Source organism: Mycobacterium europaeum (assembly GCF_002102155.1).
Classification (GTDB): Bacteria; Actinomycetota; Actinomycetes; order Mycobacteriales; family Mycobacteriaceae; genus Mycobacterium; species Mycobacterium europaeum.
The window spans coordinates 52987-67609 of sequence record NZ_LQOU01000004.1; the positions used below are offsets into that span (position 1 = coordinate 52987).

General features: G+C 63.8%; 14 protein-coding genes. 6 read left to right on the plus strand and 8 right to left on the minus strand.

Annotated features, from left to right (window positions below; genetic code table 11):
• Positions 1 to 255 precede the first annotated feature (255 nt).
• From AWC03_RS01740 to AWC03_RS27720, 3 genes are all read left to right on the plus strand, one after another.
• Positions 256 to 1059, plus strand: coding sequence for a transglutaminase-like domain-containing protein (locus AWC03_RS01740; RefSeq protein WP_085238802.1), 804 nt, complete (start codon positions 256 to 258; stop codon positions 1057 to 1059).
• 163 nt (positions 1060 to 1222) lie between these two features.
• Entirely contained in the window at positions 1223 to 1693 is a 471-nt protein-coding gene (locus AWC03_RS01745; RefSeq protein ID WP_085238803.1) for a DUF5994 family protein, read from the plus strand.
• A 276-nt stretch (positions 1694 to 1969) separates the two neighbouring features.
• The gene (locus tag AWC03_RS27720) at positions 1970 to 2431 is read left to right on the plus strand and encodes a DUF5994 family protein (RefSeq protein ID WP_244275400.1); all 462 of its coding nucleotides are present in this window, start codon (positions 1970 to 1972) and stop codon (positions 2429 to 2431) included.
• A gap of 288 nt (positions 2432 to 2719) precedes the next feature.
• Here the strand turns inward: AWC03_RS27720 and AWC03_RS01750 are convergent, their stop codons facing one another.
• The 3 genes from AWC03_RS01750 to AWC03_RS01760 form a co-directional block, all read right to left on the minus strand.
• Positions 2720 to 3772, minus strand: coding sequence for a glycosyltransferase (locus AWC03_RS01750; RefSeq protein WP_085238804.1), 1053 nt, complete (start codon positions 3770 to 3772; stop codon positions 2720 to 2722).
• Positions 3769 to 4920 carry a glycosyltransferase gene (locus tag AWC03_RS01755; protein WP_249025803.1) on the minus strand — a complete coding sequence of 384 codons (1152 nt, stop codon included), beginning with the start codon at positions 4918 to 4920 and terminating at the stop codon, positions 3769 to 3771. The genes AWC03_RS01750 and AWC03_RS01755 overlap by 4 nt, the downstream gene beginning before the upstream one ends.
• A gap of 530 nt (positions 4921 to 5450) precedes the next feature.
• Positions 5451 to 6719, minus strand: coding sequence for a fatty acid desaturase family protein (locus tag AWC03_RS01760; protein WP_085238806.1), 1269 nt, complete (start codon positions 6717 to 6719; stop codon positions 5451 to 5453).
• A 987-nt stretch (positions 6720 to 7706) separates the two neighbouring features.
• On the opposite strand from AWC03_RS01760, the gene AWC03_RS01765 reads away from it, so the two are divergent.
• Together AWC03_RS01765 and AWC03_RS01770 are read left to right on the plus strand one after the other, a co-directional pair.
• The gene (locus AWC03_RS01765) at positions 7707 to 9341 is read left to right on the plus strand and encodes a fatty acyl-AMP ligase (protein ID WP_085238807.1); all 1635 of its coding nucleotides are present in this window, start codon (positions 7707 to 7709) and stop codon (positions 9339 to 9341) included.
• Positions 9342 to 9385: 44 nt separating this feature from the next.
• Positions 9386 to 10189, plus strand: coding sequence for a GAF and ANTAR domain-containing protein (locus tag AWC03_RS01770; RefSeq protein WP_085238826.1), 804 nt, complete (start codon positions 9386 to 9388; stop codon positions 10187 to 10189).
• Positions 10190 to 10194: 5 nt separating this feature from the next.
• Here the strand turns inward: AWC03_RS01770 and AWC03_RS01775 are convergent, their stop codons facing one another.
• The 5 genes from AWC03_RS01775 to AWC03_RS01795 all read right to left on the minus strand — a co-directional run bounded on the left by AWC03_RS01775 (position 10195) and on the right by AWC03_RS01795 (position 13941).
• Positions 10195 to 10953 carry a GAF and ANTAR domain-containing protein gene (locus AWC03_RS01775; protein WP_085238808.1) on the minus strand — a complete coding sequence of 253 codons (759 nt, stop codon included), beginning with the start codon at positions 10951 to 10953 and terminating at the stop codon, positions 10195 to 10197.
• 42 nt (positions 10954 to 10995) lie between these two features.
• Complete coding sequence (locus AWC03_RS01780; RefSeq protein WP_085238809.1) at positions 10996 to 11703, minus strand: GAF and ANTAR domain-containing protein; 708 nt, start codon at positions 11701 to 11703, stop codon at positions 10996 to 10998.
• A gap of 767 nt (positions 11704 to 12470) precedes the next feature.
• Positions 12471 to 12704, minus strand: a complete 234-nt coding sequence (locus tag AWC03_RS01785) for a hypothetical protein (RefSeq protein WP_085238810.1) — start codon at positions 12702 to 12704, stop codon at positions 12471 to 12473.
• Between the two features lie 650 nt (positions 12705 to 13354).
• The gene (locus AWC03_RS01790; protein ID WP_085238811.1) at positions 13355 to 13738 is read right to left on the minus strand and encodes a type II toxin-antitoxin system death-on-curing family toxin; all 384 of its coding nucleotides are present in this window, start codon (positions 13736 to 13738) and stop codon (positions 13355 to 13357) included.
• Positions 13735 to 13941 carry a CopG family transcriptional regulator gene (locus tag AWC03_RS01795; RefSeq protein WP_085238812.1) on the minus strand — a complete coding sequence of 69 codons (207 nt, stop codon included), beginning with the start codon at positions 13939 to 13941 and terminating at the stop codon, positions 13735 to 13737. Before AWC03_RS01795 ends, AWC03_RS01790 begins: the two co-directional genes overlap by 4 nt.
• 359 nt (positions 13942 to 14300) lie before the next feature.
• On the opposite strand from AWC03_RS01795, the gene AWC03_RS27725 reads away from it, so the two are divergent.
• On the plus strand, positions 14301 to 14555 hold the full coding sequence (locus tag AWC03_RS27725; protein WP_244275397.1) for a hypothetical protein: 255 nt from the start codon (positions 14301 to 14303) through the stop codon (positions 14553 to 14555).
• The last annotated feature ends 68 nt before the right edge of the window (positions 14556 to 14623 follow it).

Here is a 14623-nt window from a genome sequence, read left to right on the forward strand (position 1 = left end):
CAGGGTATGCCATATGCGGCGAAGATAGAAGATTGAACGTAGACCACTGCCGGCGGTGTTACAGCGCAACGATGATCTCGGGAGGGGCGGACGCGCTGACGATCCACTGGGATGGCACCGACGATTTCGGCATCGTGGCGGTGCCAGGGTTCCCCGGTTCGGGCCTGGCGGACGCGTGTGCAGGGGAGCACGCCATCCCGATCCGGCGCCGCCGCGCGGCTGGCGGATCCGGAACGACTGGCGCATGATCACGCCATGAGACGCGAAGTCGGCGCCGAAATCGAAGTCGAAATCACCGCACCCACGACGCTGGAGTTTCAGATTGCTGTTGCCCCGCATCCGCGCGCCGAGGTCTTCGAGTCGCTGCGCTTCGTCTTGGACGGACGGCCCGTCCAGCCCTTGGAAGTCAGCGGTGTACATGGCAACCGTATCCACAAGTTCGACGCAGGGGTGGGCACACTGAAAGTCGACTACGCGGCAACGATCGTGGGTCAAACCGATCCGGCACCGGTGACCGAATACGACCAGTCGATGTATCTGCGACCCAGCCGCTACGCCGAGGCCGATAAGTTCTACGGTTTCGCTGCAACCGAATTCGGCACCTACGGTGATTCGGCGACGTTGCTGGAGAATGTGAGCTCGTGGGTGGGCACCAGGCTGAGCTATGTGCCCGGATCAAGCGATCCGATCGACGGGGCCGTGGAAACCCTGCTCTCCGGTGCAGGTGTGTGCCGCGACTACGCGCATCTGGTGGTGGCGCTGCTGCGTGCGGTCAACGTCCCGGCCCGCCTGGTGTCGGTGTACGCACCGGGGGTGCACCCGATGGACTTTCACGCGGTGGCCGAGGCTTTTGTCGACGGGCAATGGCGGGTGGTCGATGCGACGTTGCTAGCGCCGCGGCAAACCCTGGTCCGCATAGCTACGGGTCGTGACGCCTCCGATACGGCCTTCCTCGACAATCACAGAGGCGCGATCACGCTGAACCAGCTGACGGTGACCGCCGTCGTTGACGGCGACTTACCCCGGGATTCGATCGACCAACTCGTTTCCATCCGCTGAGAACGCCAGACCGGCTGATCGCGACGATCAACATGCCGTGGTTCCTGGACCATCCGAGTAGTGTGGGAATCATCGGCGATATTTCGTACCTGAGTGTCCAAAGCCATGTCGTCGCCGATCCGAATGATTTGACCGGTATCGCGGTCAAGACGGGAGCGTCGCTATGACGCTGGAAAACGACCACACGAATGCCGGGCACCGGCATACCCCACCGACCCACACACCCCGCTTGAGGCTAAAGCCCAAGGCGCCCCAGAGCGGATATGTCGACGGTGCGTGGTGGCCCCACAGTGCGGACCTCACGGCGGAGCTACCGGATCTACTGTCGGTGCTGTCAGTTCGACTCGGCCCGATTGGCCGCGTGATCTACAACATCAACGAATGGGCAAAGGCGCCCGCAAAATTGGCGACAGGGGGACGAACGGTACGACTCGACGGCTATCGTCTCCAGCCGGTCAACACTGTCGAAGTTCTCGGGCTCAATCGCGACAAAATCGTCCTATTGGTAGTTTCGCCGCACGCCGACCCAGACCAGGCACACACGATCATGATGACCGCAGCCGGCCCAAACAATGCCTCGACCGTCGCGGGCCTCCTTATGAACAGCGCGAAAGAAACGGAAACCCGCGTATAGACCCATGCAGGCAGTCATCGCGCAAAACCACTGCGAATCAACAAAGCGCTCAGCCGATTTGGCCTTCACGCGCCGCACCGGACACTGCAACTCACCGATTGAGAACCTCATTTGTTGCATCGCCGCTCGCGGTTTCGTACGTCGTCACACCGGCAACGAGGCTATGCTGCAGACATCGTGGATTTGTCGAGTGCCGCCCCTTCGGTAGCCATTTGCGATAGCTGAATTAGTAGATCGGAGCGTCACGTGGCGCGTCCTTCCCCCGTCCCTTCAAGCATGACCCGATTAGCGCTATGTGGACGCGACGATACAAGCGCTGCCGTAGACGGTGCCTGGTGGCCAAAGAGCCTGGACCTGAGATCAGAGCTACCCGACTTACTTGCTGTATTCGGTTTATGGATTGGCACCGTGCGCCGAGTCGTTTACGACCCGAGCGTGTGGTTGCCCGCGCCTACACGAATTAGGCGCCACAATGAGATGGTTTCACTCAATCCATACCGCCTGATTTTCAGCGATACCATCTATCTAGTGGGTACGCATTCCCGCGACGCGGTGCTGTTCGTGCTATCGCCTTCGAGCTCCACGGAGGAGGCGCGCCACCTGATGTGTGAGGTTTGCTCTTCAGCGGAACCGATGAATGCGGCAGACTTGCGCCAACTCGTGGGCAAATGCGCCTCAGGGTTTGGGAGTTCGGAGCAATCGGCACCGTTAATTCCGCACGAAAACTCCTGGGGCTGATCGGGTATCGCCCTCTTGGTCGACAGGATTCTGTTATTTGTCGGCCCTCGGGTTTTACATGCCAGAAAGGGCTGTCCCGACCCTGGGTTGGTTGACGTGCCTCGAGTCGGGTTATGGACTAGCGGTCACCGATTTGCTGCGTCGGCGCCGGTTCGTCGACTCGCGTTTGCATGAACGAACGTCATGCGATCATCACTCGAAGATGTTGAGCAACAGAGTATTTAGCAACAGACCGGTCCGAAAGGCTCAGAGTCCGTCCGGTCCGGTCGGCCGCGAGCTGTCGCGGGGCTACGTATTGCGAGCGCAACCCCATTCGAAGTCATTGCGGCACAGCAGTAAACGTCGAGCATGCTGCAAAGTCGAGATCACCGCCAGGGTCGCCTCCGCACCCTGGTTGTTGTCCACGCCGTCGGAGCGCAAACCGTCGTATCCACCACCTGTATCCGGGTCCCACATCGGCTCCCCCGCGTCGTTGTCTCCCATGAACCAGGCGGCTGCGGCCTCGATGCTGGCCGGCCAGATCGGGTCGGTATCAACGGCGGCGGCGCGGGCGCACGCATCGGCGAGCGTGGACACCTCGGCGGGCCGCTGGTCGAATCCGGGTCGGGTGTCCTCGGCACCTCTGCCCCCGGCGGGAGTGGGCGACAGATGGCCGTCTGCGGTTTCGAATGCGACCAGCCACGCCAACAGTTCCAAACCTCGCTGGCGCAGCGTCGCGTCGGCAAGCGCGGCACCGGCAGCGATCATCGCCTCGGGCACAACGGCGTTGGCGCAGGTCAGTCGAGGCTCTGGCCACGGCCACCCCAGGTCTTTGTTCGGTGCAGGCACCGACGAGGCATAGTCGGTGAGCAGTGCTCGAGCCGCGCGATTAGTTGGGTCGAAGACGAGAAGTTCGGCAGCACCGAGCGCAGCGAACGCCATCGCCCGCGGTAATACCGAGCGTTCCTGGGCGGCACGCTCGAACTGCATGATGGCCGACTGCCGGGCCCACCCGACGTTACTGTGCGCGGCTGCGGTCCCCAGACCCCAGATGCACCGCCCCCAGGCGTCCTCCAGGGCCGGCTCGTCAACCCAACTTCCCTTGCCGTCCATCCGATTGCGGCAAGCGCCAGTGAGGGCCTGTGCGTCGTTTAAGAACCGCAACGCAATACCGGCCAGACCGTTCAGTATTCGGTCAGGGCCATGGTCTCGGGTGGCGACGACAAGCACCCGCGCCACGTCGTCGGTGCAGTAACCGTGCTGGGGCAGGGGTTCGGCGAGCCGCGCGTGCACCAACGTGCCACGACGGTCGGTCAGCCGCAGCAGGTGATCGTAGACCGGCGCCGGTGACGTAGTGCTCATACCCGTGCTCGTCGCTGCGCGAGGACCCGATGCGCCAGCTGCAGGTACGCACGCGCGACGGTTGGCCAGGCCATCTCGGGCGCTAATCTCCTGGCCTCGGCCGCCATCGCGCCGGCGAGGCGCGGCTCGGTCAGCACCCGGCGCAGGGCACAAGCCAGCGCGTGCGGATCGTCATGCGCGACGACGATGCCGGCGCCACTGGCGAGCAGCTCGACGGCGTGCGGGAACGCGGTGGCCACGACCGGGCGGCCGCTCGCGATGGCGTCGACAAGAGCGCTGGAGGTGACCTGATCGGTCGAGTCGTAGGGCAAGACCACGACCGCCGCGGACTGGAAGAGGGCGGTGAGCATGGGAACGCTGCGGTGATCCGTGTCAAAGCACACCGAATCCGCGACACCGCCGCGCAGCGCCTGATCTATTCGGGCATTCCGGTAGGCCTCGCCATCGGGGGCCAGCACCTTCGGGTGCGTTCTGCCCGCAACCAGGTACCGCGGCCGGCCGGGCAGATCATTGAGCGACCCCATTGCCTCGATCACCCGCTCGATGCCCTTGCCCGGGCCCAGCAGGCCAGGGGTCAACACGATGGGTCGACCGCTTCGCATGCAGGCTGCCGTCGTCGGGACGGTCGCGCCGTATGGGATGGTGACGACTTTACGGCGGGCGATATCGAAGCCCCGGCGCAGCCGTAGGCTGGCCGCCTCGGACATCACGACCACCTGGTCCGCCCGCCCGGCAAGCACCTCGAGAAGCGAACGCTGGTGTGGCGTCGGGTCTTTCGGAACAGTGTGAGCGACCAAGATCGATGGGACGCGCAGTCTGTCGACGATGCCCACGACTTCGGCGCCGTCGACGCCTCCGTAGATGCCGTACTCATGCTGGATGACGGCGACGTCGCTCTGGTTCAGCAGCTCGGCGCATGCCGCGGCGGATGCCGCTGAGCCGTTGGCCAGCTCTCCGATGACGCGGGTGCTCGACGACGGCGGGCCGCCGGACACTCGAACGACACTGACCTCGGCGCCATTGGTGCTCAACCCGTTGGCCAGAACGGCGCTGAACGTTGCCAGCCTGGACGATGTCGGTGGATACGTACCCAGAATGCCGAAACTCGTGACGTCGGAAATCTCCTGTCGCCCAAGAGAATCCGTCAAACATGGAAATTCAACCAAGGCGCTCAAGGTAATCCCAACTAAAGATGGCCACCTGCGTGCCCGGCATGAGCGGTTGCTCGGTGGATCAGCGGCGTATAACTGACTCAGCCCGGACTGCCTGGATTTCCAACTCCTTTGAGGATACACCCGCCTAGGCGTCGCCACGACGCCCGCAGATCCCCGCCGTGGGGTACAGTCGCAGAATCGGGACCGACCAGGCCCCCATAACGAAGGGGCCGGCGATGTCCGATAAGTCTCCTCGACGAGCCATGAGCAAGAAATCCGGCAAGTCATTGAAGGAAAAGCGCGCCGACAAGCACGTCAAGGCAGCCCGCCGCGCCGCGGCCACCGATGCGCTACTTCGCACCGAGAAGAGCTAAGGCGCAACGCCGTTCGTTCGCACAAGCTGTGGCCTGACCGAAGTCAGCCTCGTCGTTGAAATTTGCCGGCAGATCATGCCCGGCCCGCCCGGTATCGACGATACGGCCGAGGCGAAACCGCGGCTGTAGCAAGCGCCGGCAGCCAGGCCTTCAGCGCCGGATGGCGATGTCAGTAAGGGCGCGCTTCGCGACGCCAGTTGCGATCGCTGCAATTGCTGTCTTGAGTCCGCGACGGCGCCCTGTCGCTAGGTCAATGCCGGCGAAACCTGGCTCCAAATCGGTGAACATCCGCTCGCTGCGGGTCTCCGGAGCGTCGTCGGCGGTGTCGCGCAAGTAGCGGTCCGGCAACGACAGTTTGGCAATGGTGCGCCACGCCTTGCCGTACTGCATCAGGAACGGACCCGTGGTGTAGGGCAGGTCGTACTTGTCACAGACCTCGCGCACCCGCACCGCGATCTCGTGCAGCCGGTTGCTGGGCAGATCGGGGTAAAGGTGATGCTCGATCTGGTGGCATAGGTTGCCGCTCATGAACCGCAGCGCCGGCCCGGCATCAAAGTTGGCGCTGCCCAACATTTGGCGCAGATACCATTGGCCCCGGATTTCGCCGATCACGTCGATCTTCGTGAATTTCTCTGCGCCATCGGGGAAATGCCCGCAGAAGATCACCGCGTTGGCCCACACGTTGCGGATCACGTTGGCCACCACATTGGCCTTCAACGTCGATTTGTAGGTGCCGGCCGGCGCCAGCGCGGTGAGCGTGGGGAACGCGACGTAGTCCTTGAACACCTGCCTGCCGGCCTTGACTGAGAACTCACGTGTCCGCTGAAGCGTGAGGTCGCGCTCCGGGCCGGCCTTCAAGATCTTTTCGAAATCGATGGTCTGCAAGCCAATTCCCCACTCGAACCCAAGCGCGAGGATGGCGTTGAACAGCAGGTTGCCGAGGTTGAACGGCTGCCAGCGCTGGTCGCGGGTGACTCGCAGGATGTAATAGCCCACATCTTCATCCATGCCGAGGATGTTGGTGTACTTGTGGTGCTGAAAGTTGTGGGAGGAAATCCAGTGTTTTGACGCCGCGGTCATGTCCCACTCCCACGTCGTGGAATGAATCTCGGGATCGTTCATCCAATTCCACTGGCCGTGCATGACGTTGTGGCCGATCTCCATGTTCTCGATGATCTTGGCCAGACTCAAGGTCACCGTTCCCGCCCACCACGCAGAGCGTTTCGAGCCGCCGGCCAACATGAGCCGGCCGGCTACCTCCAGGGCGCGTTGCGCGGCGATGGTGCGGCGGATGTAGCGCGCGTCGCGCGCGCCACGGGAATCCTCGATGTCCAGCCGGATCGCGTCCAGCTCAGCGGCCAGATTCTCGATGTCGGCGTCGGTCAGGTGAACGAAGGCCGGAACGTCGGTAATCGCCATCGTTTTGCTCTCTTTCGTCGAGCTTGTATGTCGGGTTCTCGGCGCTTATCGGCGACGAAAGCCTCGGAACCAGCGGAGCCGCTGCGGCAAGCCACCCGGCCAGCGCCTAATCGACAGGCGAAGCCCGCATGTCGTTGATGCGCCAAGACTCCCGAATGCGGATTTCAGGCGCAGATGGTTACCGGTTCGTGTGGTGGTCCTCCGAGTTGCGGGCAAATGAGCGACATCCGCATGCTGTCCCGGAACGAAACGGGTGGACATTGGAATGTGCGGCGCGAGCAGACGCTCATCAAGTTTCCGCGGCCTACTGCCAAAACTTGCTTCCCGACTGGCCGATGGACTCAGCACCACCAACGCTACGCCTCTTATAGAACCCGGGCTACTTGTCCCCGCCGAGTGCGGTGTATCGGCGATGGTGATTGGGCCCACGTGGCAGTACGGGCCGGTCACCGCGCTCAGCAATTTCCGAGCGCCCTGCGATATGGTTTGTCACGGTTGATTGCGCAGCCTCCGGAAACGTCCGGCGGCGATCTGTTTCGAGATCCCTGCCGTAACGTGACTGCACACCCGGTTAATTCGACGGTCAAAGGGTTGTTCTTCGGACTGCCCCTGACGGAGTCCGGTGGTCAAGCTTTGGTCGCCGTCCCAATCCGCGACATCGGCGCGCCCCGCAGGCTGATTGCCCGCAAGTATGTACCGTCAGTGGGTCTGAATGCTCGAGACCGCGCTTCGATCGGAGCGACGAAACATCTGTCGTGTGCGTGAAGAGGGCACGCTCTGCCGCTGCAGCCATCGTCCACCTCATTACCCGGCGGATGGCACTCTCAGCGCGCCAGCATCAGAAGTGCCGGCGCACTCCCAATTTCGCTGACAGTTGGGCGCCGCAACACCGACGCATCGGCTTCATCCGGTCGCGCGGGTCCGCAGTTAGACACCGCGCCGCACGGCCGGACGCCAACTGCGGCGCCGGAGCCAAAGGAATGGCCTTTGAGTAAATTCACCGAAACCATGTATGACACCGCCCAGTCCAGTTCGAAGGGCCTGGTCACCGGGGAGCCAAATTGTCCCGTCCGACATACCTGGGGCGAGGTGCATGAGCGCGCCCGTCGGATCGCGGGTGGCCTGGCCGCCGCGGGCGTCGACCGCGGTGACGCCGTCCCGGTGCTGGCAGGTGCTCCAGCCGAGATCGCGCCGGCCGGGCAGGGAATCTGGATGCGGGGCGCCAGCCTCACCATGCTCCACCAGCCCACGCCACGCACCGATCTTGGACGCTGGGCCGAGGAAACCGCCGCCGTCATCAAGATGATCGGCGCCAAAACGGTCGTCATCTCCGATCCGTTTACGGCCGCGGCCCCACTTCTGGCTCAGCTGGGTATGCGAGTGCTGACAATCGAGCAGCTGCTCGGCAGCCAGCCGATCGATCCGGTCCCGACCGACGACGACGACGTTGCGCTGCTGCAGTTGACGTCGGGTTCTACCGGGTCGCCCAAGGCCGTACAGATCACCCATCGCAACGTGGTCTCCAACGCCGAGGCAATGTTCATCGGCGCAGAAGTCGACATCGATACCGACGTGATCGTGAGCTGGCTGCCGCTGTTCCATGACATGGGCATGACCGGCTTCTTAACCGTGCCAATGTATTTCGGCGCCGAGCTGGTCAAGGTCACTCCGATGGACTTCCTGCGCGACACATTGCTGTGGGCGAAGCTCATCGACAAGTACAAGGGCACGATGACCGCTGCGCCGAACTTCGCCTACAAGCTGTTCGCCAAACGCCTTCGTAAGCTCGCCCGGCCCGGCCAGTTCGACCTGTCCAGCCTGCGGTGGGCGCTGTCGGGCGCCGAACAAGTCGAACCGGCCGACGTCGAAGATTTTTGCGAAGCGGGCAAACCATTCGGGTTACTTCCGGAGGCGATCCTGCCCGCGTACGGTATGGCCGAAACGACCGTGGCCGTGTCGTTCTCCGGGTGCGGCGCGGGCCTGATGATCGACGAGGTCGACGCGGACCTGCTCGCCTTGCTCCACCGGGCCGTTCCGGCGGCCAAGGGCAAAACCCGGCGACTGACAACGCTTGGCCGACCGCTCAAGGGGCTTCAGGCGCGCATCGTCGACGACGACGGCAACATCCTTTCCGCGCGGGGCGTCGGCGTCATTCAGGTGCGCGGCGAACCGGTGACGGCCGGGTACGTGACGATGGGCGGTTTCGTCGGGGCTCTCGACGACCAGGGCTGGTATGACACCGGCGATTTGGGCTACCTCACCGAGACCGGAAACCTCGTTGTCTGCGGCCGCGTCAAGGACGTCATCATCATGGCGGGCCGCAACGTCTACCCCACCGACATCGAACGCGCCGCCGGGCGCGTTCCCGGGGTCCGGCCCGGCTGTGCCGTGGCGGTGCGCCTGGATGCCGGACGGTCGCGGGAGACGTTCGCCGTCGCGGTGGAGTCCAACAGCTGGCAGGACCCGGCCGAGGTGCGCCGCATCGAGCATCAGGTGGCGCACGAGGTGGTCGCCGAGGTCGACGTCCGGCCTCGCAATGTGGTCGTGCTCGAGCCGGGAATGATCCCGAAGACGCCGTCGGGGAAGCTTCGACGGGTCCATACGCTGACGCTCGTCGGCTGACTCTCGGGACGCCGCAAAGAGTACGTTTGTCGGAGGAGGCGATATTGACCGACTTCGACGCCCAGCCCGGTCGCAAAGCGCCGGCACAATCCGAACCCTCTCCCGCCCAACGGGAAGCAGATGAGGCCGAATTGTATGCCGGGCTCAGCGGAGTGTCCGGGATTGTGGCCGGCGCCCAAGAAGTGATCGACCTTCTCCGCGACGTGGCGGAATTCGCCGCCCAGGCGATTCCCGGCGCAGACGATGTGGGCGTCGCATTGATCGACCCGCGATGCGGCATTTCCAGCGTCCAGACCTGGGCGGCGACGGCGGTACTTGTCCACGAGATCGACACAGTTCAATACGACGAACTGCACGAGGGGCCATGCATAACGTGCATGCAGTCGCAGCGGCCCACAGTGAGCGGATCGCTGGGCAGTGACGGCCGTTGGCCGCACTTCGGTGGCCGGGTAGCCCGGATGCGCGTGCACTCCGCGCTAGCGCTCCCGCTGATCGTCGGCGACCAGGTGATCGGCTCGATCAATGCCTATGCCAAGAACCGCGACGCCTTCGGCGAGCACGCCGTGCGGTTGGGCTCCCAGTTCGCCAGGCCCGCCGCGGTATCGGTGCACAACGCGCAGTTGCTAGCCAGCGCCCAGGAACGGACGATGCGATTGCAGCGCGCGTTGGACAGCCGTGCGGTGATCGATCAGGCGATCGGCATCATCCGCAGCAGGGTGGGCAGCACCGCCGACGAGGCGTTCGGCCGGCTCACCCATATCAGCCAGACCGACAACATCAAGCTGAACGTCGTCGCCGAACGGCTGGTCGAAGAGGCCGTGCGGCGCGCCCGCGCATGGCATCGCTGAACCCGTTATCGTGGCGGCGCGGCCGCGAGTTCGGTCAACTCTGCCAGCAGTATCGGGCGGGAATTCCGATCAGTCATCAATCTGCGGGCGACGTCGGTCAAGTGTCGGCCTTTTGCCCGCGCGTAGGTGCGCAACAGATGGAACGCCTCCTCCACGGACACACCCAGCATTTCCCGGAGGAAGCCCTTGGCCTGCTCGACGATGACGCGGCTGGTCAGTGCGGAGCGTAGTTGCGGCATGACGGTGGAGGGTGTGGGCGGGTGTTCCTGCAGGATCGCGACGCATGCGATGTGAGTCAGGGTCTGGCCGACGAGCAGGTCGGCCTCGTTGAGCTCGCCCGGGCGAGTGCCGAACAAACCGAGCGCGCCCAACACGATGCCGGCAGCGCGCATCGGGACGGCGTGCACGGAGGCGAAGCCCGCCCCGATCGCGGCGGGAACAAACCGCGGCCACCGCCCTGCTAGCCGTTGGACGTCGGCGACCGAAACCGGTCGACCCGTGGCGTAGCAGTCCATGCATGGGCCTTCGTCGGCTTGAAGCTGGAAGAGCTCGAGTTCACGGGCCTGCTCCGAGGTGGCGGCCAGCAGCCGGAGCCGGTGCAGCGGGTCGGCGAGCAGAAATCCCGCGGCCTCGATGTCGAGCAGCTCAGCACATCGCTCGGTGAGATCGGTCAGCAGGTCAACGACGTCGAAGTCGTCGAGCAGGCTGTCGACGAGCGAGACGACGGCGTCCAGCACGCGGGTTTCACGAGGAGTGTCAGTCACAGAGCCTCCGTTCCGGACCGTTCCTGCCTATGCGAGCCCGCATCAGTCGGCCTCAAGCTTCAGTCGGCGCTCGAGGATGGCGCGGGCGACGTCGGTGGCGCTGCAGCCGGTGGCGTAAGCGTGAGCGCGCAGCCGGACAAGGGCCTCGGCCGGCTCAACCTCCAGCTGGGCGACGAGCATTCCGGTGGCCTGGCTGACCTCTGAGCGGCTCAGCATGTTGAGTTCGGCCCAGGCATTGCTCGTGGGGTCAGCAACGGCTGCCTGCAGGTCGGCGTCCAGGAGGTCCAGGAGCGGGATGCCTGCAAGCTCCGCGGCGGCGACCGCGCCGACCAAATCCTCGCCCGGCAGCGGGCCCGGCTGCGCACGGAACAGGTCGAGGGCGCCGACAAATTCGCCGGCCACGACGACCGGTATTGCATAAACGCTTCTGACACCGTAAGCCAGCATGGCGGGCCGGTAGGCGGTCCACCGAGCCTCGTCGGGGTCGGCAAGGTCGACGACCAGAATAGGAATCCGCCGCGTGACAGAGTCCAGGCACGGTCCCTCGCCGAGCGTGAACTGCAATTCGTCGTACCGGCGCGCCGCCAGGCTGCTGGATCCCAGTGTGCCGCTGCTCGCGCCGTCGAAGACGAGCGAAATCGCCGCCGCGTCAACCTCGAGGAGGGCCACGCAAGCCTCGCACAGACAGTTGGCGGCTTCTATCCCGCGCCGGCCGTCGACGGCGGCGAGAAGCTGCTCGTGGATCGCCACATTTAACCGAACGCGATTCGGGCCGCCGCGGAAGCGCCCGGGGGTCTCGGCATTGGTATCCCTCCACCTTTTCCTAGTTCAAGGGATTTGACGAGCGTACCGCTGCTACCAGGGGGCCGGTCGGCTACTCACTGGCTCAGAGCACCTGCGATCACGCCTGGGTTCGGTGATCGCCGGGACGGTCCCCGGAAAGGGTCGACGCAGCCGACCTGCCACGACGATCCGAGAGGCATGAGTTTCGGAACATGCAGTAGAGCGGGTGCCGCTGTCGGAGATCCGTGAGAATGACATGCTCCAAGATCCGAGAGCTGGCAACTCGATCAAAGTCACGCACATAGCCGACAGCACAATGAGCGTCACTCACAAGTACTCAGACCGGGAGAAAACGGTAACCGAGCACCATCGCGTCTACGCTGGCGACGGAGGTGAAGAGTACTCGCGAGAGCCCATGTGTCCAGGCGTGAACGCTAACGAAATTGGGTTGTGCCGCAGCATAATCGGCGATTTTGCTATAGGTCCGACCGTTCGGCGGTCCACTGGGGGCGCTGATGGGACGAAGGGCGGCTCTCGCCGGAAAGGGCTTGGACGGTGGTCCGATTGCCCTCAAAGCTCGGCCTATAGGACTCGCGTCGCGGCCTTCACGGCAATCACACCAGCGTTTAAGCAAAATGACGGCCCAGGACTGTCGTTGAACCCACGACCCACCTAACCCCTGCGTTGTCGACTTGTCTGCACAGGACCCGGGGTGGTCGGGTTCTAGGCCGTTGTCATGATGCTTTGGCGAATCTGCGCACTAACTCGTCTTCTCCGAACGTGCCCGTGTGCTGCAGGCCCTCATTGTCGCGGCCGAAAAATGTCCACTGTCGTGGACTCCTCTGCGGCCCGCTGATCAGCTTGACGATGTAGCGCAAATTTGTGGCCTTCACGGTGCCGATTACGTCACCGACCCGGATCTGCGACGGATGAATCTGAGGTGCGTCGCACCAGTTCTGTATGCCCATGCCACCGATCCCGTTTTGTAGCCATTACACTACCCTCGATCGGGGTCCCGCGCCGGCAGTGGGTCAGATCGGCAAGTGCCGCCCCCTTTAGCACGGCTTATGCATGTCCCCGAGCAGCGCCTCGGCCAGGATTTTGCGGCTGCAAACCCTGTTACCGACCACGCCGGCCATCAGGCCCAGCCAGCTCCCCAACCACCAGGGGTTGGCCGGGCCCCTTTTTCTTCCGCTACCCCAGCCCCCCGGTTGCCGAACCGCCACGGCCCGCCACCACGGCAACACCCTCTCGCCAAACCAAGCGATCCCGGTCGCTGCGGACCGCCGTGAGCACCCGTGAAATCATCCCGATTCCCCACCGGCGCCCCCGGCACATCGACAGCGCCCGCCAGCGCGCCGCCACGGCCCCGCGCCCGACGCCCACCCAAGCCGCGCCGCCCACCCCACACCGCACACCACCATCTTTCTTGGTGGAGCTAAGGGGACGCGAACCCCTGACCCCCACACTGCCAGGACCGGGCAGGAACCGTGAACAGGCACGATGCTGCCGATTCGGCAGTGTAGGCGTGGTAGTTGAGGAAGCAATTGTCGTCACGGTTGTCGTCAACATTGTCGTCAGTCAAACTCCACCGACTCTCGATTGCCCACCGGACAGCTCAACCCTCCTGGTAGCACCAGCTGCGCAGTCGTTCCGCGATCTCGTCCAGACCAGTCATTGCGCCAGTAGCGACCCCGACCACGAAGTCGAAGCGCTCGTCCTCAGGGGCACTGGTCCAGTGAGCATTGATTGCCAGAAAGGTCCGACAGGCTGTCCAAGCGAGTCGCTTGTTGCCGTCCACCAGCGCATGATTGCGAGCCAGGGACTGCAACAGCGCGGCGGCCTTCAAGTGGAGATCGGGATAGGCATCCTGGCCAAACACCGAGGCGCGAGGCCGTGCCAGAGCCGATTCCAGCAAGCCGTAGTCGCCGACCACGACATTGTTCCCGACGGCCTCTCGGGCAATGTCTAGCAAATCTTCGAGGTCCAGGAACTCGGTCACGCGTCCTTAAGACGCTCCAAGACCCCGGCCTCCTCGCGCACGACACGTTGCAGCGCCGCGGCAACCTTGGCCTTATGCGCTCGTCGAGCGATGTACTCGTCAATGGCAGACAACGCAACAACCTGCATCGAACGGCCTTCGACTGCGGCCTGCCGTCGCAACGCCTCCGCTTGCTGCTCACTGGGCCGCAAAGTCATTCCCATAATGAGAATGGTACCAGATTGATACCACCTTCTAGTTGAAGAAGCCGGCCTCCCCGGTGGTTCACGTTATGCGCATGCTTGATCGGTGATTCAGCGGTGCTGCTGGCGAACGGTATGACCGCAGCTCAATAGGTAAAGCTCGCCCATGGTGCGGGTGACTGCCCGAGCCACGCCACAATTGGGGCAGTAGACACTCAACTCAGGCAGTTGATCGTCTTTGGCCGTCAGGGACCCCTTCCGCGCGACCCAACGCCAAACGTCCGATCCTTCACGGTACTCACTGTCAGCGAGAGGCAGACGGATCGACCGGGTGTGCAAGCCGACCCCTTCTGTTCACCATGGGCGTACCGCCTGCGACCGTGCAGCGGATCCTGCGCCACAGCTCCATCTCGGTCACAACCAACACCTACGTCGAGGTCATCGAGGCCGTACAACGTGAGGCGCTCGACGCGATGGGCACCCTTTTCACGCCCGTTGCAGACGACCCGATCGGTCCATCGCTGTCGCCGAGGAGCCTGCCGTTGTCGTCAAAATTGTCGTCAGAAGCCTCAAACGAAGTCACGCAAAACGCCATCCACCCTGGTGGAGCTAAGGGTGGAGCTAAGGGTGTGTGAGTTCACGACATAGGTGACACATGAGTCGCGTCATGGGTTACACCTGTGTCGATGCCCGATGAGTCGCG

Coding starts and splice junctions, on each gene's coding strand:
- AWC03_RS01795 (WP_085238812.1), bottom strand. CDS start 13,941: ATGGGAATGACTTTGCGGCCCAGTGAGCAGCAAGCGGAGGCGTTGCGA.
- AWC03_RS01740 (WP_085238802.1), top strand. CDS start 256: ATGAGACGCGAAGTCGGCGCCGAAATCGAAGTCGAAATCACCGCACCC.
- AWC03_RS01760 (WP_085238806.1), bottom strand. CDS start 6,719: ATGGCGATTACCGACGTTCCGGCCTTCGTTCACCTGACCGACGCCGAC.
- AWC03_RS01745 (WP_085238803.1), top strand. CDS start 1,223: ATGACGCTGGAAAACGACCACACGAATGCCGGGCACCGGCATACCCCA.
- AWC03_RS01785 (WP_085238810.1), bottom strand. CDS start 12,704: ATGGGCATACAGAACTGGTGCGACGCACCTCAGATTCATCCGTCGCAG.
- AWC03_RS01750 (WP_085238804.1), bottom strand. CDS start 3,772: ATGAGCACTACGTCACCGGCGCCGGTCTACGATCACCTGCTGCGGCTG.
- AWC03_RS27720 (WP_244275400.1), top strand. CDS start 1,970: ATGACCCGATTAGCGCTATGTGGACGCGACGATACAAGCGCTGCCGTA.